This window comes from Acidovorax sp. GW821-FHT09A11, assembly GCF_059418365.1.
The window spans coordinates 411,433-431,508 of sequence record NZ_JBWKPS010000001.1; the positions used below are offsets into that span (position 1 = coordinate 411,433).

Below are 20,076 nucleotides of genomic sequence, written 5' to 3' on the forward strand. Positions count from 1 at the left end.
CCCGGGATGCGGTGCTCTCGTTGCGGGCGAGGATAGCATGCGACCACCTTGCGCTGACTTACACGCCGTACCGCGCGGCGGCCAGGGTGTCGCGGTGCGGATAGTGCCCTGCACGGTGGCGCGGGCAGGTCCCCGCGCCACGGGGCCGCCGGGGCGTCCGTCAGCGGAAAAGGCTGCGGACCCGCTCCAGATCCTCGGGGGTGTCCACGCCAGGCCCCGGGGCGGTGCTGGCCAGGTGCACCGCGATGCGGTGGCCGTGCCACAGCGCGCGCAACTGCTCCAGCGCTTCCACGGCTTCGGTGGGGGCTGGCGCCAGCGCCGGAAATTCCCGCAGGAAGCCGGCACGATAGCTGTAGATGCCCACATGCCGCAAAGGCGCGAACCCCGCCAGGGCGGCGACGCCGGGTGTGGCCGCCTGGGCGGCGCCTTGCCACCAGGGCGTTGCGGCATGGTCGCGGGCGAAGGGGATGGGCGCCCGGCTGAAGTAGTGCGCCAGGCCCCGCGCGTCCAGCACCACCTTCACCACGTTGGGGTTGGCGTAGTCGGCTTGCGACGCAATGGCGTGCGCGGCCGTGCCCATGCTGGCCTCGGGGCGGGCCGGCAGCAGTTGCGCCACGGCATGGATGAGGCCGGGGTCCATCAGGGGTTCATCCCCCTGCACGTTGACGACGATGTCGGCGCCATCCAGCCCCAGCTGGACGCAGGCCTCTGCCAGCCGGTCGCTGCCGCTGGCATGGTCGGCGCGGGTCAGGATCGCCTCCACGCCGTGGGCCGCGCAGGCCTGCAGGATGCGGTTGTCGTCGGCGGCCACCACGACCCGGGTGGCGGCGCTCTGGGCCGCGCGGCGGGCAACCCGCACCACCATGGGCAGGCCGGCGATATCGGCCAGGGGTTTGTCGGGCAGCCGGCTCGATGCCATGCGGGCCGGGATCAGCACCGTGAAGCGGCTGTCCGGTGCCACGGCGCCGGGGGCGGGCACAGCGCTCACTGCTCCAGTTCCTCGTCGGTGAGCGTGCGGGCTTCGTTTTCGAGCAGCACCGGGATGCCGTCGCGCACCGGGTAGGCCAGCCGCGCGCTGCGGGAGACAAGTTCCTGCGCCTCGCGGTCGTAGGTCAGCGGGCCTTTGGTGACAGGGCAGACCAGCAGTTCAAGCAGTTTGGGATCCATGGTGGCGGTGCTTCCGGGAGGTTCGTTCGGGCAGGCAGCGATGATAGCGGCGGCCAGCCCCGCGGGACCGCCGGTGCGCGCTAAAGACCACCCGGTGCCGGCAGGCGCGCATCCAGGGCCGCGAAAAAGGCTGGATCCATGTGCAGTTGCAGGGGCACGGCCAGTGCGTCCGGGTGGCGGGGCCACAGCTTGACGGCATCTTTTTCAGTGCAGATCAGCGTGTAGCGGTTGTCTGGTGAGCGGTTCCAGCTATCAAAATCATAGTGATCCGGCAGGGCCTGCGCGTGCGCCAGTTGCAACGCCTGGGCCTGCAGCATCGCAAAGAAGTCCCCGGGGCGTGCGACGGCCGCCACCGCGTGCAAAGGCTGCCCCCGCAGGCTGGACAAGGGCACGCGGGTGCCGTCCGAGCGCACGGCCCAGGGGGCCAGGCGCCGTTGCAGCGCATAGGCCTCGAAGTCTCCCCGGGGCGGTACGCCACCCGCATGGAGCACCAGGTCCACCGGCCGCGGCCAGGGCTCGCGCAGCGGGCCCGCAGGCAGCAGGAAGCCGTTGCCGACGCCCTGGTCGTTGAAGATGCAAACCTCCACATCGCGCGCCAGGGCCAGGTGCTGCAGCCCGTCGTCGCAGACGATCACGTCGGTGTGCGGGTGCGCCGCCAGCAGGGCGCGGGCCGCGGCGATGCGGCGCGGCGCGACGAAAACCGGCACCCCGCAGCTGCGCGCGATCAGCGCGGGCTCATCGCCCACCTCGCGGGCGGGGCTGTCGGGCGCCACCGCCCGGCAATCGGTGGTGCTGCGGCCATAGCCGCGCGAGATCACCCCGGGGCGCAGGCCGCGAGCCTGCAGGTGTTTCACCACGGCGATGACCACGGGCGTCTTTCCGGCGCCTCCGGCGATCACGTTGCCCACCACGACGACGGGACGGCCCGGGTGTTCGGCCTTGAGCACGCCAGCGCGGTAAAGCCCCCGGCGCAGGCCCACCAGCGCCCGGTACAGCAGGGAGACGGGCCACAGCGCCCAGGCGGCCGGGCCGCGTGCCTGCCAGATCTTCTGCAGCCCGGAGGCCGGGGAAGGGGCGCCGCCGCGCGCCGCGGACCGGGGGGGCGGCTGCGGCCCGGGGCCAGCCATGCCGTGTCAGCGGCCGGTGCTGCGCGCCGCGGCCGACGACTGCGTGGCAAACGTGATCTGCGTGAGGCCCACGCGGCGCGCCGCCTCCATCACCGAGACCACGGACTGGTGCGGCGACATGGCATCGGCGCTGATGATCACGACACTATCGCGCCCGGCGGTGGCGGCGCCGCGCAGGGCCTGCGCGATGGCGTCCACGCTCTTGCCGTCCACGCCGTTCTTGTTGACGGCATAGCGGCCGTCGGCGGCCACCGAGACGATCACTTCCTTGGGGTGGTCGCGCTGCTGCTCGGCGTCGGCCACCGGCAGGGTGAGCTGCAGCTCCGTGAACTTGCTGTACGTGGTGGTCAGCATCAGGAAGATGAGGATCACCAGCAGCACGTCGATGAACGGGATCAGGTTGATCTCCGGCTCTTCCTTGGCGCGGGGGCGAAAATTCATGTCGACGATCCAATGGGCGGTACGCGTTGCCCGCGAAGTTTGGAAACCGGCGGCCTCAACGCGGGCGGGCGTGGCGCAAGGGCCGCCCCACCGCACGGGCGGCGTTCCCCTGCCCGCGGTGCATGGCGCTGCGAGAAGCAGGGAAGGGCGCGGCCGCGCCTCAGGGGGGAGTTCACTTCTTCCTCAGGCGCAGGATGTGGCGGACGAACTGCTCGGAAGCCAGCTCCAGCGTGAGCAGATAGGCATCGACGCGGGCGCGGAAGTAGCGCCAGAAGATCAGCGCCGGGATCGCCACGATCAGGCCGAAGGCCGTGTTGTACAGCGCCACCGAGATGCCATGCGCCAGCTGCGCGGGGTTGCCGCCGCCCATGGCCTGGCCCACGCCGCCGCTGCCGGCCTGCGAGCCGAAGATCTCGATCATTCCGATCACGGTCCCCAGCAGGCCCAGCAGGGGCGCGGCCGATGCGATGGTGGCCAGCGCCGCGAGGTACTTCTCCAGCCGGTGGGCCACGGCCCGGCCGGCGCCTTCCATGGCCGAGCGCAGGTCGGTCTCGCTGCACTGGGGGTTGCTGTTGAGGGTGCGCAGGCCGCTGGCGAGCACCTCGCCCAGGGCGGAGTTCTGCGCGAGCTGGTTCACCACGTCGGGGGTGGGCACGGCCTTGGAGGACACCGTGATGGCTTCATCGAGCAATTTCGGAGGAGCGACGCGGGCCGTCTTGAGGGCCACGAACCGTTCGAAAATCAGCGCCATTCCCAGGATGGAACACGCAATCAGGGGCCAGATCGGCCAGCCTGCGGCTTGTATGATGGACAGCAAATCTCTCTCCGCGCAGATGAAAGCAATCGGCGATTATGGCCCAGCTTCCTGCCGCCTCCGCGTCACAAACAGTTACCTTGCCGGGTGGCCACCGCATCGGCGGTGTCACCCACAAAAACTGTGGATAACTTTGTGGGAAACCCGGTTCGTGCGCCGCGCAAAGTGGCGTCCCGCCGTGCTTGCAACAGATTGATGAAAAATTGCGCAGTGAAAAAATCATATAAATCAATAACTTGCACGTGCAACCGTGTTTTGCGGCCAGTTTTGCCGGGCGCGCTGCCGTCCTGGGTCGCTCGGGCGGTTCTGTGGAGTACTCGCCCCTGGAGCGCGCCGCGGAAGCCCGCCGTATCTCATGTTTGAGCGCCCGGGCCTCGCGGCGGCGCCGCGCGTTTGGGAAGTTGGCGCGCTATGCCGCGCCATTGCTGATGCGCTGGAGGCGCGGTTCAATCCTGTCGCGGTGCGCGGGGAGATCACGGGCTTCTCGCGCGCTTCCAGCGGTCATTGCTACTTCTCGGTCAAGGACGCGAATGGCCAGTTGCGCTGTGCCATGTTTCGCCGCGCGGCCAGCCTGCTTGACTTTTCTCCACGCGATGGCGAATTGGTGGAAGTGCGCGGCCGTCTTGGCGTGTACGAAGCGCGTGGCGACCTGCAGTTCATCGTGGAAAGCATGCAGCGGGCGGGGCAGGGGGCGCTGTTCGAGCAGTTCCTGCGCCTGAAGGCCCAACTGGAGGCCGAAGGCCTTTTCAGCGGCGACCGCAAGCGTCCGCTGCCCCTGCAGCCGCGCGGCATCGGCCTGGTCACCTCCACGGGGGCGGCGGCCCTGCACGACGTCGTCACCGCCTTGCGCCGGCGCGTGCCGCACATCCCGGTGGTGCTGGTGCCCGCGCAGGTGCAAGGGGGCGCCGCACCGGCGTCGCTGGTGGCGGCGCTATCAAAATTGTATCTGCTGGCGCAAGCTGGACAAGCGCCAGGGGCTGATCTGACCCGCAACCCGTCGATCGACGTCATCCTGCTGGTGCGGGGCGGGGGTTCCATCGAAGACCTCTGGGCCTTCAACGACGAGCAACTGGCCCGCACCATCGTGCGCAGCCCCGTGCCGCTGGTCAGCGGCGTGGGGCATGAAACGGACTTCACCATCGCCGACTTCTGCGCCGACCTGCGCGCGCCCACGCCCACCGCGGCCGCCGAGCTGGTGGCCCAGCCCCGCGACGTGTGGCTGGGCGCCCTGGGCCTGCTGGGCGAGCGCATCGGCGACGCGGTGCAGCGCCAGCTCGATGCACGCCACCAGCGGCTGGACCAGGCGGCGGCGCGGCTGGGCCGCCCGTCCGGCCTGGTGGTGCGCCAGCAGATGCAATTGGCGCGCCTGGCCCAGCGCATGCGGCATGGAGTGCTCCTGAAATTGCAGCGCCTGGCGCAGACGCAGAAAGCGCTGGAGGCCGATTTGCCCAACAAGCTGCAGCGCTGCGCCGCGCGGCAGTCGGACCGCCTGGACCGCGCGGCCCTGCGGCTGGAGTTGCTAGACCCGCGCCTGGTGCTGCAGCGCGGGTACGCGCTGCTGACCGATACCGGGGGCCAGGCCGTGACCAGCGCGCGGCAGGCGCACCCCGGCGACGCCTTGCGCGCCACGCTGGCCGACGGCGTGGTGGATGTGACGGTGTCCCAGCCGCGCCTGCTCTGACGGGGGTGCCTGTAGGACAGTGGCGGGTTGTGGCGCTTCGGCACCGATCCGTGTGGCCTCACGCTGCACAGGTCACCTGATCTTCCTACAATGCCCCCTTTGTGCTGTGTCCGACTGCATTGCTCAGGAAAGATCGCGGTGCAGATGGCATCCCAGAATTTCAAACCACGAGGAAACCACCATGGAACATACCCTTCCCCCGCTGCCTTACGCCATCGACGCCCTGGCGCCGCACTACAGCCAGGAAACCCTGGAGTACCACCACGGCAAGCACCACAACGCCTATGTGGTGAACCTCAACAACCTGCAAAAGGGCACTGAATTCGAATCCATGACGCTCGAAGAGATCGTCAAGAAGTCCAGCGGCGGCATCTACAACAACGCCGCCCAGATCTGGAACCACACCTTCTTCTGGAACTGCATGGCACCCCAGGGTGGCGGTGAGCCCTCCGGCGCGCTGGCTGCGGCCATCAACGCCAAGTGGGGCAGCTACGCCGCCTTCAAGGAAGCCTTCGTCAAGAGCGCCGTGGGCAACTTCGGCTCGGGCTGGACCTGGCTGGTGAAGAAGGCCGACGGCAGCGTGGACATCGTGAACACCGGCGCCGCCGGCACGCCGCTGACCACGGCCGACAAGGCACTGCTGACGGTGGACGTGTGGGAACACGCGTACTACATCGACTACCGCAACATGCGCCCCAAGTTCGTGGAGACCTTCCTCTCCAGCCTGGTGAACTGGAAGTTCGCGGAAGCCAACTTCGCCTGACGGATTGCTTGCGCGGTGCCGCGGCAGCCACCTGCCGCGGACAAGAAAAAACGGCCCCGCGGGGCCGTTTTTCTTTGCGGTCCCTCTGGCCCAGGGGCGGACCTAGGGGCGGCGAAACAGCGCGCCCGAGAGTTTGGTCCCTGCCTTGATGCCCTTCTGGGCAAACCAGCCCTGGTTCATTTCCAGCACATAGCGCACGGGCTTGGCGGAGCAGTGGGAGTCCAGTGTCTGCGGCTTCATGTCCGCCAGGTTCACGATGGTGCCGTCATCCTCCACGAAAGCCGCGGTGAGGGGCAGCAGGGTGTTTTTCATCCAGAAGCACTGCTGTGCCGGCTGCTCGAACACGAACAGCATGCCTTCGTGCTGCGGCATCTCCTTGCGGTGCATGAGGCCGGTCTGGCGTTCCTGGGGTGCAAGGGCGACCTGGGCGTCGATGCGGTGCATGCCCGCCGTCAGTTCGACGCGCCGCAGATTCAGCTGCGGTCCTTCCTGGGCGGCAACCCCGCCTGCATGCAGCAGGGCGGTGGCGGCCACCAGGGCGGCGGCGGCCAGGGCGGCGCGGCGCGCGAAGGACATCACGCGGGCGGTGCGGGCCTGCGGGGCGCGGGCCGGGAGAAGATCGGTCATGGGCAGGGCTTTCATGAAGGCAACAAGGACGATGGCAATGAACGGGCAGCGGAAAAATCACGCTGCGGACGATGGCAGATTAGCGCAAACATGCCGGCATGGCGGCACAACGGGGCATTGCACGGCCCCCATCAACAAAAACGCCCGCGGCAGCGGGCGATCTTGAAGCGGCGGGCCCTGGCCCCGCGCGGGCCTGGCGCCCGGCGTTTCAGGCCACCTTCTTGGTGGTTTTCTTCTTGGCGACCTTCTTGGTGCTGTGCGTCTTCTTCTTGGCCGTGGTGGCGGCCTTGTGGGTCTTGGCTACCGGTGCGGGAGCTGCGGCGGGCGCAGCCATGGGGGCTGCGGGGGCAGCAGGGGCGGGAGCGGTTGCTGGCGCTTGCTGTGCGAAAGCACCCGCAGCAAACAGACCAGCCACCAGTACAGCGAGGAGTTTTTTCATATGTGCCGTTTCCAGTGTGAACAAGGGTTGAGGGCCATGCGAAACCCCGCATGGCTCCACCCCCAACGATAGCAGCGGCAGCCGCGTTGACAGGGTCTTGGCCAGAAATATTTGTCATTAGAATTGACCGGCTTCAGAGCGCTTTGCCCAATTCGCTGAATCCTGTTTCAGCCACCCCAGGAGACACCCGCCCATGACCAGCTACCAGCACATCAAGGTGCCCGCCGAAGGCGAGAAAATCACCGTCAACGCCGACATGTCGCTGAACGTGCCGGACCAGCCCATCATCCCTTTCATCGAAGGCGACGGCACGGGCCTGGACATCACGCCGGTGATGATCAAGGTGGTGGATGCCGCGGTGGCCAAGGCCTATGGCGGCAAGAAGAAGATCCACTGGATGGAGGTCTACGCCGGCGAGAAATCCACCAAGGTGTATGGCCCCGACGTGTGGCTGCCCGAAGAGACCCTGCAGGTGCTGCGCCAGTATGTGGTTTCCATCAAGGGCCCGCTGACCACGCCCGTGGGCGGCGGCATCCGCTCGCTGAACGTGGCGCTGCGCCAGGAGCTGGACCTGTATGTCTGCCTGCGCCCCGTGCAGTATTTCAAGGGCGTGCCTTCGCCCCTCAAGGAGCCCGAGAAGACCAACATGGTGATCTTCCGCGAGAACTCGGAGGACATCTATGCCGGCATCGAGTTCGAGGCCGAGTCCGACAAGGCCAAGAAACTCATCAAGTTCCTGCAGGATGAGATGGGCGTGAAGAAAATCCGTTTCCCCAACACCTCGGGCATCGGCGTCAAGCCCGTGTCGCGCGAGGGCACCGAGCGCCTGGTGCGCAAGGCCATCCAGTACGCCATCGACAACGACAAGCCCAGCGTGACCATCGTGCACAAGGGCAACATCATGAAGTACACCGAAGGCGGATTCCGTGACTGGGCCTATGCCCTGGCGCAAAAGGAGTTTGGCGCGCAGCTGATCGATGGCGGCCCGTGGTGTAAGTTCAAGAACCCCAAGTCGGGCAAGGACATCACCATCAAGGACAGCATCGCCGATGCCTTCCTGCAGCAGATCCTGCTGCGCCCCGCCGAATACTCGGTGGTGGCCACGCTCAATCTCAACGGCGACTACATCTCGGACGCGCTGGCGGCCCAGGTCGGTGGCATCGGCATCGCGCCCGGGGCCAACATGTCCGATTCGGTGGCCTGCTTCGAGGCCACGCACGGCACGGCGCCCAAGTACGCCGGCAAGGACTACGTGAACCCGGGCTCAGAGATCCTCTCGGCCGAGATGATGCTGCGCCACATGGGCTGGATCGACGCTGCCAACCTGATCATCCGCTCGCTGGAAAAGTCGATCGCCTCCAAGAAGGTGACCTACGATTTCGCGCGCCTGATGGATGGCGCCACGCAGGTGAGCTGTTCCGGTTTTGGCCAGGTGATGATCGACGCGATGGACTGACCGCCGCCGCGCCGCGCGGGGCCGCGCGGCACGGATGGAGCCCCTGATCTCCGTGAGGATTTCAGGGGTTTTTGTTTTTTCGGCCTCCCACGGCGGATGGCGAAGATGGGTCGGGGTATGGCGCATCGCGGCTTGGGCCGCGCGGTCCCGGGGCGGCCCGCGCCCAGGCGGCCGGGGCGGGTGATCCGCGGGGCGGTTGAGTGTTGGCTATTTGGAGATTTCCCGCCTAAGATGGGATCAGCCATTGGCGAGGGCAATGAGGGCGAAGGCCGCTGCCGTCTGTGCGCGTTGGGCGCGCTGCGCAGGGAGATGGCCTCACACAGGGAGGGCTGCATGGCATCTGATTTTTCCGCCGCATACTGGGAGCAAAACCCCGATGCGCTGCTGGTGCTGTCGCCCGAGGGCATGGTGCTCAACTGGAACCCCGCCGCCGAAGCGATCTTTGGCTACGCGCTGGCCGAGGTGCAGGGCCGATCCCTGATGGATCTGATCGTTCCCGAGGGACGGGCCCATGAGGAAGACGAGATCCGCGCCGAGGCATTGCGCGGCGTGACGGCGGTGCACGAGTCGGTGCGCCGCCGCAAGGACGGCTCGCTCGTGCACGTGAATGTCTCCACCAAGGCGGTGCGCGATGACGGCGGGCAGCTGCTGTACTTCCTGTCCAGCAAGAAGGATGTCACCCAGCTCAAGGTCCAGCGCGAGGCCAAGTTGCTGGAGGCACGGTTTCGCGACCTGCTCGAATCCACGCCGGATGCCATCGTGATGGTCAATGTGACCGGCCGCATCGTGCTGGTGAATTCGCAGGCCGAGCGCGTGTTCGGCTACGAGCGGGCCGAGCTGCTGGGGCAGGCGGTGGAAGTGCTTCTGCCCCACCGCTACCGGGGCGCGCACCTGGGGCACCGCAGCGGCTTCTTCGGGGCACCGCGCACGCGCACGATGGGAGCGGGCCTGGAGCTGTATGGCCTGCGCAAGGGGGGCACCGAGTTTCCGGTGGAGATCAGCCTGAGCCCGATCCACACCGAGGAAGGCGAGATGGTGATGAGCGCCATCCGCGACATCACCGACCGCAAGCGGGCCGACCAGAAGTTCAAGGACCTGCTCGAAGCCGCGCCCGACGCCATGGTCATCGTCGACCGGGATGGCAGCATCGTGCTGGTCAATTCCCAGGCCGTGAAGCTGTTCGGCTGGAGCCGCACCGAGTTGCTGGGCCAGAAGATCGAATTGCTCGTGCCCGAACGTTTCAATGCCCGGCATCCCGAGCACCGCCACCGCTTCTTCGTCGAGCCACGCACCCGCTCCATGGGGGCGGGCCTTGATCTGTACGGACTGCGCAAGGACGGCTCCGAGTTCCCGGTCGAGATCAGCCTGAGCCCGCTGCAGACGGAGGAAGGCCTTTTCGTCTCGAGCGCGATCCGCGACGTGACCGAGCGCAAGCGGATCGAGCGGGTCTTGCGCGACAAGAACCTGGAGCTTGAAAATGCGGCCTTGGTCAAAGACCGCTTCCTGGCCAGCATGTCCCACGAACTGCGAACCCCGCTCAACGCCATCATCGGTTTCACGGGCACATTGCTGATGAAGCTGCCGGGCCCGCTCAATCCCGAGCAGGACAAGCAATTGCGCATCGTGCAGACGGGGGCGCGGCACCTTCTTTCCCTCATCAATGACCTGCTGGATGTGGCCAAGCTCAGCGCCAACAAGGTGTCGCTCAACATCGAGGCGCTCGACTGCCGGAGCATCGTCGCGGAAGTCGCGGCCACGCTGGAGCAGGAGGCCGGGCGCAAGGGGCTGGCGTTCAGCGTGCGCGCGCCCGCCCAGGCCGTCACCCTGCACACCGACCGCCGGGCGTTCAGCCAGATACTCATCAATCTGGTGGGCAATGCCATCAAGTTCACGCCGGAGGGGTCCGTGGAGGTGGTGCTGGAAGAGACGCTGTCGCCGCAAGGCCGCACCGTGCAGGTCCGGGTGCGGGACACGGGGCCCGGGATCGCGCCGCAGGAGCAGTCCCGGCTGTTCGAGGCGTTCTCGCGCGTGGAGACCGCCGACCGGCGCCACCACGAAGGCACGGGCCTGGGCCTGCACCTGAGCCGCAAGCTGGCCGAGGCGCTGGGCGGCAGCGTCGGCTTTGAAAGCACCGAAGGGCAGGGCAGCACGTTCACCGTGGAATTCCAGGAGACCAGCGCATGAAAGCCACCATCCTCGTCATCGAGGACGATGACGCGAGCCGGGAGCTCGTCACCTACCTGCTGGAGGCCGCGGGCCACCGCGTGCTGGCCGCCGAGAATGGCGCGCTGGGCATGGGGCTCGCGCTGGCGGAATCGCCCGACCTGATCCTGTGCGACCTGCAGATGCCCGTCATGAACGGCTACGAGGTGGCGCAGAGCCTGCGCTCCCACCACGCGTGGCGCGTGGTGCCGCTGGTGGCCGTCACGGCATTCTCCATGCCGGGCGACCGCGAGAAGGCGCTCGACGTGGGTTTCGACGAGCACCTTTCCAAGCCCATCACGCCCGAGACCTTCGTGAAGCAGGTCGAGGCATTTCTGGGCTCCTCGTTCCACGCGCCGCCTGCGGCGGCCTGAAGCAGCTACGGCGGCAGCATGGCCAAGATCCTTGTCGTGGATGACCTTCCGGCCAACCGGGCGCTGGTGGCCACGCTCATAGGACACAGCGGCCACCAGGCGCTGGAGGCGGCGGACGGCGCCCAGGCGCTGGACGTGGTGCGGGCAGAACGCCCGCAGCTGGTGATCTCCGACATCCTGATGCCCACGATGGACGGCTATGAGTTCGTGCGGCAATTGCGTGCCGACCCCCAGCTCGCCGCCACGCAGGTGATTTTCTACAGCGCGCATTTCCGCGAGCAGGAGGCGCGCAACCTGGCCCTGGCCTGCGGGGTCGCCCAGGTGCTGGTGAAGCCCTGCGAGCCGCAGGACATCATCGCGGCCATCGAGCAGGCGCTGTCGCAGGTTCCGCCACAGCCCGTGCTTCCGCTGGAGCACAGCTTCCAGACGCGGCACCTGCAGCTCATGGCGGACAAGCTCACCGGCAACGTGGCCGAGCTGGAAGCCATGAACCGCCGGCTGGCGGCGCTGACCGACCTGAACCTGCAGCTGGCGTCCGAGCGCGACCCGCAGGTGCTGCTGGCCAGCGTCTGCCGGGGTGCGCGGGACCTGGTGGGCGCGCAGTACGTGGTGCTGTGCGCCGTGCGCAAGGATGGCCATGCGGCCCTGGTCTGCACCAGTGGCATCGATGCCGCCGCGACGGGGGTGCTGGACCTGCCCGTGGTGTCGCACGGCCTGCTGGGCAGCGTGCGCGCCGAGCGGCGGGCGCGGCGGGTGGCCAACGCCAGCGGCGACCCCCGCGAGGTGGGCTTGCCGGCGGGCTATCCGGCGCTGCACTGCGGCCTGATCGCGCCCATCACATCGCTGTCGTTCTCCTATGGCTGGATCTGCCTGGCCAACAAGCCCGGGTCGCACGAGTTCAGCGCCGAGGACGAGAAGATCCTGTCCATCCTGGGCGCCCAGGTGGGGCGCATCTACGAGAACGGAAGCCTGTACGCGGAGGTGCAGCGCCATGCCGACCAGCTTCAGTTCGAGGTGATCGAGCGCAAGCGGGTCATCGAAGAGCTCCGGGCCAGCGAGGCGGGCCTGCACCGCGCGCAGGTGCTGGCCAAGATCACCCATGTGATCAGCAGCCAGGACGGCGTGTTCGAGAGCTGGCCCGACACCTGCCCCCAGATGCTGGGCGTGGAGCCGTCGGCGATGCCCCGGTCCGCGCGCGAATGGCTGGCCCTCGTGTATCCGGACGACCAGCCCTTGTTCCGTGAGCGCGCGCTGGAGGCTGCCAGCGAGGGCGTGCGCCTGGATTTCAACTACCGCCTCGTGCGCGCAGACGGCGCGGTGATCCACCTGCGCCAGGTCATGGAGCCTTTGCTGGCCGACGATGGCGTGGGCAGCGACACCGTCCGCTGGTTCAACACCATCCAGGACATCAGCGTGCAAAAGCGCGCGGAGGAAGAACTGCGCGAGAGCGACCGCCGCTTCAACGACATGCTGGACAAGGTGGAGATGATCTCGCTGATGCTCGACTGCGAGGGGCGCATCACCTATTGCAACGACTACCTGCTGCGCCTGACCGGGTGGCGGCGCGACGAGGTGTCCGGCCAGAACTGGTTCTCGCTGTTCGTGCCGCCCGAGCAGGCGGATGTGCGCGACGTGTTCGCCGACCTGCTGGCCGACCGCCCTTCTGCCTGGCACTACGACAACGAAATCATCACTCGCGGCGGCGAGCGCAGGCTGGTGCACTGGAACAACACCGTGCTGCGGTCGGCGGGCGGCCAGGTGACCGGCGTGGCCGCGCTCGGGGAGGACATCACCGAGCGCAAGGAGGCCGAGCACAAGATCAAGCGGCTCAACCGCGTGTACGCCATGCTCAGCGGCATCAACACGCTGATCGTGCGCGTGCGCAAGCGCGAGGAGCTGTTTCACGAGGCCTGCCGCATCGCCGTGGAGGAAGGGCAGTTCAAGATCGCGTGGCTGGGCAAGGTGGACGCGGCCCGCCAGCAGCTGGTGCCGGTGGCGCTCTCTGGCGCGGGAGAGGACTTCCTCGCGCACATCCGGGACCGGCTGCGGCTCCACGACAAGCCCACCCCGGGCGAGAGCCTGAGCGCGGAGGTGGTTCGCACCGGGCTGCCCGCCGTGTGCGACGACGTGGTGGGCGACCCCCGGATCTTGCTGCCCGGCCTGCTGGCGCAGCGTGGCGTGGCGTCGCTGGCCATGCTGCCGCTGGTCGTGGCCCACGAGGTGGTGGGGGTGCTGGCCCTGTTTTCCGAAGAGATGGGTTTTTTCGACGAGGCCGAGATGAAGCTGCTGACCGAGCTGGCCGGCGACATCGGCTTCGCGCTCGACCACCTCGACAAGGAAGACCGGCTGAGCTACCTGGCCTACTACGACGAGATCACCGGCCTGCCCAACCGCACGCTTTTCCTGGAGCGCGCCGGCCAGCACCTGCGGCCCCGCGAAGGGCCGCGGCCGCTGCTCGGGATCGCGCTGATGGACATCAGCCGGTTCCGGTTCGTCAATGACACGCTGGGGCGGCAGATGGGGGACGAGCTTCTCAAGCAGGTGGCGCAGCGGCTGCAGCATGCGGCGGCCGATGTGCACGGTGTGGCGCGCATCGGGATCAACAGTTTCGGCATGGCCGTGGCCGGCGCCCGCGATGCCGGGGCCGTGGCGCTGGTGGTGGACCATCTCATGCGCAGCTGCTTTGATGCGCCCTTCCTGCTGGGGCAGACCGAGCTGCGCATGGCCGCCAAGGCAGGGGTAGCCCTGTACCCCATGGACGGCGTGGATGCCGAAGCACTGCTGCGCAACGCCGAGGCCGCGGTCGGCAAGGCCAAGGCATCGGCCGACAGCCTGCTGTTCTACACCTCTGAAATGAACACCCGCGTGGCCGAGGCGCTGAGCCTGGAAGGCCGCCTGCGCGAAGCGCTGGAGCAGGGCCAGTTTGTTTTGCACTACCAGCCCAAGCAATGCCTGGCCAGCGGCGTCGTGGCGGGCGCCGAGGCGCTGATCCGCTGGAACGATCCGCACCGGGGCCTGGTGCCACCGGGGCTCTTCATTCCCATCCTGGAGGAGACCGGCCTGATCTACGACGTGGGCCGCTGGGCCCTTCGCCAGGCGCTGGCGGACAACCGGCGCTGGCGGCAGGCGGGCCACGCGCCGCTGCGCGTGGCGGTCAATGTGTCGTTCCTGCAGCTTCGGCACCGCAACTTCGTGGCCGAGGTGCGCGAGGCCCTGGCCCTGGACCCGGGGGCGGGCAGCGGGCTGGAGCTGGAGATCACCGAAAGCATGGTGATGGAGGACGTGGAGCACAGCAGGCGCAGCCTGCACGCCCTGCGCGAGATGGACATCACGATCGCCATCGACGATTTCGGCACCGGGTTCTCATCGCTGAGCTACCTGGCCACGCTGCCGGCCGACACGCTCAAGATCGACCGCTCCTTCATCCTGGGCATGGACACCGGAGCCCAGGGGCAGGCGCTGGTGTCCACCATCATCAACATGGGGCACTCGCTGGGGCTCAAGGTGGTGGCCGAGGGGGTCGAGACGGACGACCAGTGCCGCCGGCTCGCACTGCTGGGCTGCGACGAGATCCAGGGCTACCTGCTCAGCCGGCCCCTGCCCGCGGACGTGTTCGAGGCCCAGTTCCTGGCGGGTTCCGCCGGCGTGCCCGCGCATTGAGTCCGGCGGCGGTCCCGTGGCGGGCCCCGCCGCCGCGCCGCCGCGTGGTGTCAGTGTTTTTGCACCAACTTGATGATGCTGGAGAAATCCAGCGCGCCATGGCCCGCCAGGCTGTGTGCGGCATACAGGCTGCGTGCCAGGCCGCCGAGCGGGGTGGAGGCCTTCACGGCCGCGGCGTTCTCCTGCGCCAGCCCCAGGTCCTTGAGCATGAGGTCGGTGCCGAAGCCGCCCGCATAGCCCTTGCTCGCCGGCGCGGTCTCCATCACGCCGGGCATGGGGTTGTACTTCTCCAGCGCCCAGTTGCCGCCCGAGCTGCGGCGCATGATCTCGGAGAGCACCTTCGGGTCCAGGCCATTGGCCACGCCCAGGGCAATCGCCTCGCTGGTGCCGGCCATCAGGATGCCCAGCAGCATGTTGTTGCAGATCTTGGCCGTCTGGCCCGCGCCCACGGCGCCGGCGTGAAAGATGTTGGCGCCCATCTTCTCGAGCACGGGGCGCGCGCGTTCCAGTGCCGGGGTGTCGCCGCCCACCATGAAGGTCAGCGTGCCGGCGATGGCCCCGCCCGTGCCGCCCGAGACGGGCGCGTCGATGAAGTCCATGCCCCGTGCCTTGGCGGCCTCGGCCACCTTGCGCGACGTGGCGGCGGCGATGGTCGAGCAGTCGATCACCAGCGTGCCCTCGGCCAGCAGCGGCAGCAGGCCGGGTTGCCGGTCGCTGCCCAGATAGAGCGTTTCCACGTGCTGGCTGGCGGGCAGCATGCTGATGACGACCTCGGCCCCTTGCACGCAGGCGCCGGCGTCCGTCGCGATGCGCACGCCATCGGCGGCGAGCTTGTCGCAGGCCGGCTTGGAGAGGTCGAAGGCGCCCACGTCGTGGCCCGCCTTGTGCAGGTTCAGGGCCATGGGGCCGCCCATGTTGCCGAGGCCGATGAATGCAATCTTCATGGTGTGTTTCTCCTGGATGTCGTTGTGGTGGTGAATCGGGTTGGTATGAAATTGATAGCTGCCAGCGCTTGATTTCAAAGGGCTACCGGCCGAAAAGACTTGAAAATCACTCGGCGAAGTCTGCGCCGCGGGCTTTCAGCTCCGCGCGCAGCACCGAGCGGTGGCAACGCGATTCGTCCTCGCAGTAGCAGCCCAGCGACATCGCGGCGTGGCGCGAGAGCGCGGCCAGCAGGTCCAGCGTGCGGCTGGCCTCGGGCTGGGCCAGTTCCTTGCGGAACTGCTTGACGAACGCGTCCCACTCCTTGTCCGTCTGCGCCTGCTGGCCCTGGGCCATGAGTTCGGCCGTGGGGGACAGCAGGGGGTACCACACGTCGTAATAGTCGCGGCTGGCGAACTCGGTCTTGGGCACGCCACGCGGCGGGCGGCGCACGGTGCCGATGCGGGTGCCTTCCCCGGCGGCGCGCGGGGTGCCGAGGCGGACGATGCGAAGGGGCATGGTGGTGGGCTCCAGGGAGGGTGGGGCAGATCAGTCGTCGGCTTCGAAGATGCTGTGCTTCTTCGCGGCGGTTTTTTTCTTCGGCTGGGTGCCGGTGCTGGCGGGCGCTTTCCTGGCCGCGGCCGGGGTGTTGGTTGTTTTCTTCTTGCGCGGCGATGCCTTGGCCAGCGGGTTGTAGGCCAGGGCTGCTTCGAGCCAATGGTTCCACTGTGCGCGCGTGGCGTAGCCATTGGGCTCCACCCAGAAGTAGCCCTTCATGCCGCCGCCGGGCGACAGCTCGCGGGTGTTCTGCATCTCCTGCACCTCGCCATGGCGCTCCGGCGGCAGGCGCACCAGCAGTTCCTCGCCCTTGACGGCGACACACATCTTGCCGTCCACAAAAAACGCATGGGTGCCGAACAGCGGGCGCTCCTCCACGTCGCTGCGGTGCGCGAGCGCCGTGCGCACGGCGTCGATCAGGTGCAGGGTTTCGTCGGAGAGGGGGCGGGCGGGCATGGTTTCAGGTCAAATAGGCCGCTAGCGCTTGATGGATAAGCGATGGCAGCTATAAAAACAGGAGTTCTTGCCTAGCGGATGGCCTCCGTCGCATCCCCGTCCAGCATGCGCCGCGCAATGATCACGCGCATGATTTCGTTCGTGCCTTCCAGGATCTGGTGCACGCGCGCGTCGCGCAGCAGGCGCTCCAGCGGGTATTCGCGGATGTAGCCATAGCCGCCGTGCAGCTGCAGGGCGTCGTTGATGACGGTGAAGCCCGCGTCGGTGGCGAAGCGCTTGGCCATGGCGCAGTAGGTGGAGGCGTCGCGGGCCCCCGCGTCCAGCTTGCTGGCGGCCAGGCGCACCATCTGGCGCGCGGCCACGAGTTCCGTCGCCATGTCGGCCAGCTTGAACTGCAGGGCCTGGAAGCTGGCGATGGGTTTGCCGAACTGCTTGCGGTCCTGCATGTACTGCTGGGCCGCGTTGAGCGCGCCCTGCGCCGCGCCCACCGAGCAGGTGGCGATGTTGATGCGCCCGCCATCCAGGCCCTTCATCGCGATCTTGAAGCCTTCGCCCTCGCGGCCCAGCAGGTGGTCGGCGGGGATGCGCACGTTGTCAAAGCTGATGGTGCGCGTGGGCTGGCTGTTCCAGCCCATCTTGTGTTCCTTCTTGCCGTAGCTGATGCCGGGCGTATCGGCGGGCACGGCAAAGGCGCTGATGCCGCCCGCGCCCGAATTCGCGTCGCCCGTGCGCGCCATGAGCACCAGCACGTCGGTGCTGCCCGCGCCGCTGATGAAGGCCTTGCTGCCGTTGATGACGTATTCGGCTCCGACCAGTTCGGCACGCGTCTTGAGCGAGGCGGCGTCGGAGCCCGCGCCGGGCTCGGTGAGGCAGTAGGACGCGAGCTTCTCGCCCGTGGTCAACAGCGGCCCCCAGTGGTCGCGCACGGCAGGGATGGCCCAGGTGCCCAGCATCCAGGTGGCCATGTTGTGGATGGTGATGAAGGCGGTGGTGCTGGGGTCGATGGCGGCCATTTCCTCGAACACCAGGGTGGCGTCCAGGCGGGGCAGGGCGAGGCCACCGGCGTTCTCGGGTGCATACAGGCCACAAAAGCCCAGCTCGCCCGCCTTGGCGATGGCTTCCTTGGGGAAGATGCCTTCAGCGTCCCACAACGCCGCGTGGGGCGCGAACTCGGCTTGCGCAAAGTCGCGGGCCGTCTGGGCAAAGGCGCGTTGTTCTTCGGTGAGTTCAAAGTCCATGGTGTTCTGTCTCGTCGTCGGTTCTTGTTGTTCTGGGCGCCCGGTTCAGGGCCTGGCGGATGGGTGGTCCAGCGTCAGCCAGCGCATCAGGCCCTTGCGGCGGGTCTCGGTCTCCGTCGTCAGACACTCGTGGTACAGGCGCGGCCACTGGGGCTGCGACTCGGCACTGCGCGTGGCCTGCTTGCAGCGCGTGGTGCGTTCGCGCTGCCAGGCCGTGTGCTCCTGCCGCAGCTGGGGCCGCTCGTGGGCCGACAGGGCGCGCATCACATCACCGTAGAGGATCGCGATCTGCGTGTCTGCCGCCTGAAAGGCCTGCACGGCGCAGGCATTGGTTTCGTCCACGCTGCCGCCGGGCTTGCAGGCGGCACCGGCCTGCGCGTGGGCATTGGCTCCCACCAGCATCACGCAAGCCGCACCGAAGACCATGGCCCATCCCCGCATCATTGTCAGATCAATTTGCATGCCCCGCTTTTACCATCGACCACAGTGGTCACGACTGGCGCGGCCTAAGGCCAGTGCCACCGTGCAAGGGCCGCCCCGCCGCACGGGTGGCGTCCCCCTTCCGCATCGCGCAGCGATGCAAGAGAAGAGAAGGGGGAAGGCGCGCAGCGCCTCAGGGGGATGTCACTTCAAGCTAATCGTCGTGTTCACACCATGCGACGTGGTGCTGTCATCAAACCAGCGGGCCGTCACCGTCTTGGTCTGCGTGTAGAACATGACGACCTGCTTGCCGTAAGGGCCCAGGTCGCCCAGCTTGGACGCGCGCGAACCCGTGAACGAGAACAGCGGCACTGGCACGGGGATTGGCACGTTGATGCCGACCTGGCCCACATCGATCTCTTCCTGGAACTTGCGTGCAGCCGCACCCGACTGGGTGAAGATGGCGGTGCCGTTGCCGTTGGGGTTGCTGTTGATGAACTCGATGGCTTCGTCGATGTCGGCGGCGGGCACCAGGGCCAGCACGGGGCCGAAGATTTCGTGGTCATAGATGGCCATGCCGGGCTTCACGTTCGAGAAGATCGTCGGGCCCACGAAGTTGCCCTTTTCATAGCCGGGCACCACAGGCTTGCGGCCGTCCAGCTCCAGCGTGGCGCCGTCGGCAATGCCGCGTTCGATCAGGCCTTCCACACGCGAGAGCGCCGCACAGGAAACGAGCGGGCCCACGTCCGTGCCCTTTTCAGTGCCGCCGTTGACCTTGAGCGTCTTGGCCTTGGCCACCAGATCGGGAATCCACTTTTGCGCCTCGCCCACCAGCACCACCACGGGCAAGGCCATGCAGCGCTGACCGGCGGCGCCGAACGCGGCACCGGCGATGGCGTTGAGCGACTGTTCCTTGTTTGCGTCGGGCAGGATGATCGCGTGGTTCTTGGCGCCCATCATGCATTGCGCGCGCTTGCCGGCCAGGGTGGCGCGGTTGTACACATGGGTGCCCACCTTGGTGGAGCCCACGAAGGAGACTGCCTTGATGTCCTTGTGGTCGCAGATCGCGTTCACGGCCATCTCACCGCCGTGGATCACGTTGAGCACGCCGGGTGGAATGCCCGCTTCGAGCGCCAGCTCCACCAGGCGCATGGTCACCATCGGGTCCTGCTCGGAGGGCTTGAGCACGAAGGTATTGCCCGTGGCGATCGCCATGGGGAACATCCACAGCGGGATCATGGCCGGGAAGTTGAAGGGGGTGATGCCCGCGCACACACCCAGCGGCTGGAGCAGGGTGTAGGTATCGACGCCACCGGCCACGTTGTTGGCCAGCTCGCCCAGCTGCAGGTTGCCGATGCTGGCAGCGTGTTCCACCACTTCCAGGCCACGGAACACGTCGCCTTCGGCGTCGGGCAAGGTCTTGCCTTGTTCGGCCGTGAGGATGGCGGCCAGCTCGGCCATGTTTTCGCGGATGAGCTGCTGGTACTTGAGGAAGATGCGGGCGCGCGTGCCGATGGGCGTCTTCTTCCAGGTCTTGAACGCTTCCTTGGCCGAGGCCACGGCGGCATCGATTTCTTCGGCCGTGGCAAAGGGCACGCGGGCCAGCACCTCTTGCGTGGCGGGGTTCACCACGTCGCGCCACTCGGTGGTCTTGGACTCGACGAACTGGCCGCCGATCAGCAGCTTGACGGTGGGGGCCAGTGCGGCCACGTGGGTGGGTGCGTTCATGGTT

The 20,076-nt window shown here is 67.6% G+C and carries 19 protein-coding genes; 6 read left to right on the top strand and 13 right to left on the bottom strand.

The window, feature by feature from the left end; genetic code table 11:
• Positions 1–160: 160 nt before the first annotated feature.
• From kdsB to AC07PV_RS01955, 5 genes are all read right to left on the bottom strand, one after another.
• Positions 161–988, bottom strand: a complete 828-nt coding sequence (kdsB, locus tag AC07PV_RS01935; protein WP_370627702.1) for a 3-deoxy-manno-octulosonate cytidylyltransferase — start codon at positions 986–988, stop codon at positions 161–163.
• Entirely contained in the window at positions 985–1,167 is a 183-nt protein-coding gene (locus AC07PV_RS01940) for a Trm112 family protein (protein WP_056062396.1), read from the bottom strand. Before AC07PV_RS01940 ends, kdsB begins: the two co-directional genes overlap by 4 nt.
• An 80-nt stretch (positions 1,168–1,247) precedes the next feature.
• Complete coding sequence (gene lpxK / locus AC07PV_RS01945) at positions 1,248–2,294, bottom strand: tetraacyldisaccharide 4'-kinase (protein WP_494629222.1); 1,047 nt, start codon at positions 2,292–2,294, stop codon at positions 1,248–1,250.
• 6 nt (positions 2,295–2,300) lie between these two features.
• On the bottom strand, positions 2,301–2,735 hold the full coding sequence (locus AC07PV_RS01950; protein WP_218294890.1) for an ExbD/TolR family protein: 435 nt from the start codon (positions 2,733–2,735) through the stop codon (positions 2,301–2,303).
• Between the two features lie 172 nt (positions 2,736–2,907).
• Positions 2,908–3,552 (bottom strand): MotA/TolQ/ExbB proton channel family protein, encoded by a 645-nt coding sequence (locus AC07PV_RS01955; protein ID WP_218294891.1) that lies wholly within the window; start codon positions 3,550–3,552, stop codon positions 2,908–2,910.
• A 352-nt stretch (positions 3,553–3,904) separates the two neighbouring features.
• Here AC07PV_RS01955 and xseA point away from each other — a divergent pair, with 352 nt between their 5' ends.
• Both xseA and AC07PV_RS01965 read left to right on the top strand, forming a co-directional pair.
• Positions 3,905–5,230, top strand: coding sequence for an exodeoxyribonuclease VII large subunit (xseA, locus tag AC07PV_RS01960; RefSeq protein ID WP_494629224.1), 1,326 nt, complete (start codon positions 3,905–3,907; stop codon positions 5,228–5,230).
• Between the two features lie 181 nt (positions 5,231–5,411).
• A complete protein-coding gene (locus tag AC07PV_RS01965; protein ID WP_218338504.1) occupies positions 5,412–5,993 on the top strand; it encodes a superoxide dismutase in 582 nt (193 codons plus the stop codon).
• A 102-nt stretch (positions 5,994–6,095) separates the two neighbouring features.
• Here AC07PV_RS01965 and AC07PV_RS01970 read toward each other — a convergent pair whose 3' ends face one another.
• Both AC07PV_RS01970 and AC07PV_RS01975 read right to left on the bottom strand, forming a co-directional pair.
• Positions 6,096–6,620, bottom strand: a complete 525-nt coding sequence (locus AC07PV_RS01970; protein WP_494629225.1) for a DUF192 domain-containing protein — start codon at positions 6,618–6,620, stop codon at positions 6,096–6,098.
• Positions 6,621–6,828: 208 nt separating this feature from the next.
• Positions 6,829–7,059, bottom strand: a complete 231-nt coding sequence (locus tag AC07PV_RS01975; protein ID WP_218294896.1) for a hypothetical protein — start codon at positions 7,057–7,059, stop codon at positions 6,829–6,831.
• 193 nt (positions 7,060–7,252) lie between these two features.
• Here AC07PV_RS01975 and icd point away from each other — a divergent pair, with 193 nt between their 5' ends.
• From icd to AC07PV_RS01995, 4 genes are all read left to right on the top strand, one after another.
• On the top strand, positions 7,253–8,515 hold the full coding sequence (gene icd, locus AC07PV_RS01980) for an NADP-dependent isocitrate dehydrogenase (protein WP_494629226.1): 1,263 nt from the start codon (positions 7,253–7,255) through the stop codon (positions 8,513–8,515).
• Between the two features lie 333 nt (positions 8,516–8,848).
• Positions 8,849–10,699, top strand: a complete 1,851-nt coding sequence (locus AC07PV_RS01985) for a PAS domain S-box protein (RefSeq protein ID WP_218338506.1) — start codon at positions 8,849–8,851, stop codon at positions 10,697–10,699.
• On the top strand, positions 10,696–11,091 hold the full coding sequence (locus AC07PV_RS01990) for a response regulator (protein WP_218294899.1): 396 nt from the start codon (positions 10,696–10,698) through the stop codon (positions 11,089–11,091). Before AC07PV_RS01985 ends, AC07PV_RS01990 begins: the two co-directional genes overlap by 4 nt.
• 18 nt (positions 11,092–11,109) lie before the next feature.
• On the top strand, positions 11,110–14,751 hold the full coding sequence (locus tag AC07PV_RS01995; protein WP_494629228.1) for an EAL domain-containing protein: 3,642 nt from the start codon (positions 11,110–11,112) through the stop codon (positions 14,749–14,751).
• A gap of 50 nt (positions 14,752–14,801) precedes the next feature.
• Here the strand turns inward: AC07PV_RS01995 and mmsB are convergent, their stop codons facing one another.
• From mmsB to AC07PV_RS02025, 6 genes are all read right to left on the bottom strand, one after another.
• Complete coding sequence (gene mmsB, locus AC07PV_RS02000) at positions 14,802–15,695, bottom strand: 3-hydroxyisobutyrate dehydrogenase (RefSeq protein WP_218294901.1); 894 nt, start codon at positions 15,693–15,695, stop codon at positions 14,802–14,804.
• A gap of 106 nt (positions 15,696–15,801) precedes the next feature.
• The gene (locus tag AC07PV_RS02005; protein ID WP_218338508.1) at positions 15,802–16,191 is read right to left on the bottom strand and encodes a DUF488 domain-containing protein; all 390 of its coding nucleotides are present in this window, start codon (positions 16,189–16,191) and stop codon (positions 15,802–15,804) included.
• A 30-nt stretch (positions 16,192–16,221) separates the two neighbouring features.
• A complete protein-coding gene (locus AC07PV_RS02010; RefSeq protein ID WP_369642528.1) occupies positions 16,222–16,686 on the bottom strand; it encodes a TfoX/Sxy family protein in 465 nt (154 codons plus the stop codon).
• A 71-nt stretch (positions 16,687–16,757) separates the two neighbouring features.
• Complete coding sequence (locus tag AC07PV_RS02015) at positions 16,758–17,924, bottom strand: acyl-CoA dehydrogenase family protein (RefSeq protein ID WP_494629229.1); 1,167 nt, start codon at positions 17,922–17,924, stop codon at positions 16,758–16,760.
• Between the two features lie 45 nt (positions 17,925–17,969).
• Positions 17,970–18,350 carry a lysozyme inhibitor LprI family protein gene (locus AC07PV_RS02020; protein ID WP_494629475.1) on the bottom strand — a complete coding sequence of 127 codons (381 nt, stop codon included), beginning with the start codon at positions 18,348–18,350 and terminating at the stop codon, positions 17,970–17,972.
• 198 nt (positions 18,351–18,548) lie between these two features.
• Positions 18,549–20,072, bottom strand: coding sequence for a CoA-acylating methylmalonate-semialdehyde dehydrogenase (locus AC07PV_RS02025; protein WP_494629231.1), 1,524 nt, complete (start codon positions 20,070–20,072; stop codon positions 18,549–18,551).
• Positions 20,073–20,076: the final 4 nt, after the last annotated feature.

Excerpts from the sequence above, each read along its gene's own strand:
- AC07PV_RS01940 (WP_056062396.1), bottom strand. The coding sequence starts at position 1,167 with ATGGATCCCAAACTGCTTGAACTGCTGGTCTGCCCTGTCACCAAAGGC.
- lpxK (WP_494629222.1), bottom strand. The coding sequence starts at position 2,294 with ATGGCTGGCCCCGGGCCGCAGCCGCCCCCCCGGTCCGCGGCGCGCGGC.
- AC07PV_RS01950 (WP_218294890.1), bottom strand. The coding sequence starts at position 2,735 with ATGAATTTTCGCCCCCGCGCCAAGGAAGAGCCGGAGATCAACCTGATC.
- xseA (WP_494629224.1), top strand. The coding sequence starts at position 3,905 with ATGTTTGAGCGCCCGGGCCTCGCGGCGGCGCCGCGCGTTTGGGAAGTT.
- AC07PV_RS01965 (WP_218338504.1), top strand. The coding sequence starts at position 5,412 with ATGGAACATACCCTTCCCCCGCTGCCTTACGCCATCGACGCCCTGGCG.
- AC07PV_RS01970 (WP_494629225.1), bottom strand. The coding sequence starts at position 6,620 with ATGACCGATCTTCTCCCGGCCCGCGCCCCGCAGGCCCGCACCGCCCGC.
- AC07PV_RS01975 (WP_218294896.1), bottom strand. The coding sequence starts at position 7,059 with ATGAAAAAACTCCTCGCTGTACTGGTGGCTGGTCTGTTTGCTGCGGGT.
- icd (WP_494629226.1), top strand. The coding sequence starts at position 7,253 with ATGACCAGCTACCAGCACATCAAGGTGCCCGCCGAAGGCGAGAAAATC.
- AC07PV_RS01985 (WP_218338506.1), top strand. The coding sequence starts at position 8,849 with ATGGCATCTGATTTTTCCGCCGCATACTGGGAGCAAAACCCCGATGCG.
- AC07PV_RS01990 (WP_218294899.1), top strand. The coding sequence starts at position 10,696 with ATGAAAGCCACCATCCTCGTCATCGAGGACGATGACGCGAGCCGGGAG.
- AC07PV_RS01995 (WP_494629228.1), top strand. The coding sequence starts at position 11,110 with ATGGCCAAGATCCTTGTCGTGGATGACCTTCCGGCCAACCGGGCGCTG.
- mmsB (WP_218294901.1), bottom strand. The coding sequence starts at position 15,695 with ATGAAGATTGCATTCATCGGCCTCGGCAACATGGGCGGCCCCATGGCC.
- AC07PV_RS02005 (WP_218338508.1), bottom strand. The coding sequence starts at position 16,191 with ATGCCCCTTCGCATCGTCCGCCTCGGCACCCCGCGCGCCGCCGGGGAA.
- AC07PV_RS02010 (WP_369642528.1), bottom strand. The coding sequence starts at position 16,686 with ATGCCCGCCCGCCCCCTCTCCGACGAAACCCTGCACCTGATCGACGCC.
- AC07PV_RS02015 (WP_494629229.1), bottom strand. The coding sequence starts at position 17,924 with ATGGACTTTGAACTCACCGAAGAACAACGCGCCTTTGCCCAGACGGCC.
- AC07PV_RS02020 (WP_494629475.1), bottom strand. The coding sequence starts at position 18,350 with ATGGTCTTCGGTGCGGCTTGCGTGATGCTGGTGGGAGCCAATGCCCAC.
- AC07PV_RS02025 (WP_494629231.1), bottom strand. The coding sequence starts at position 20,072 with ATGAACGCACCCACCCACGTGGCCGCACTGGCCCCCACCGTCAAGCTG.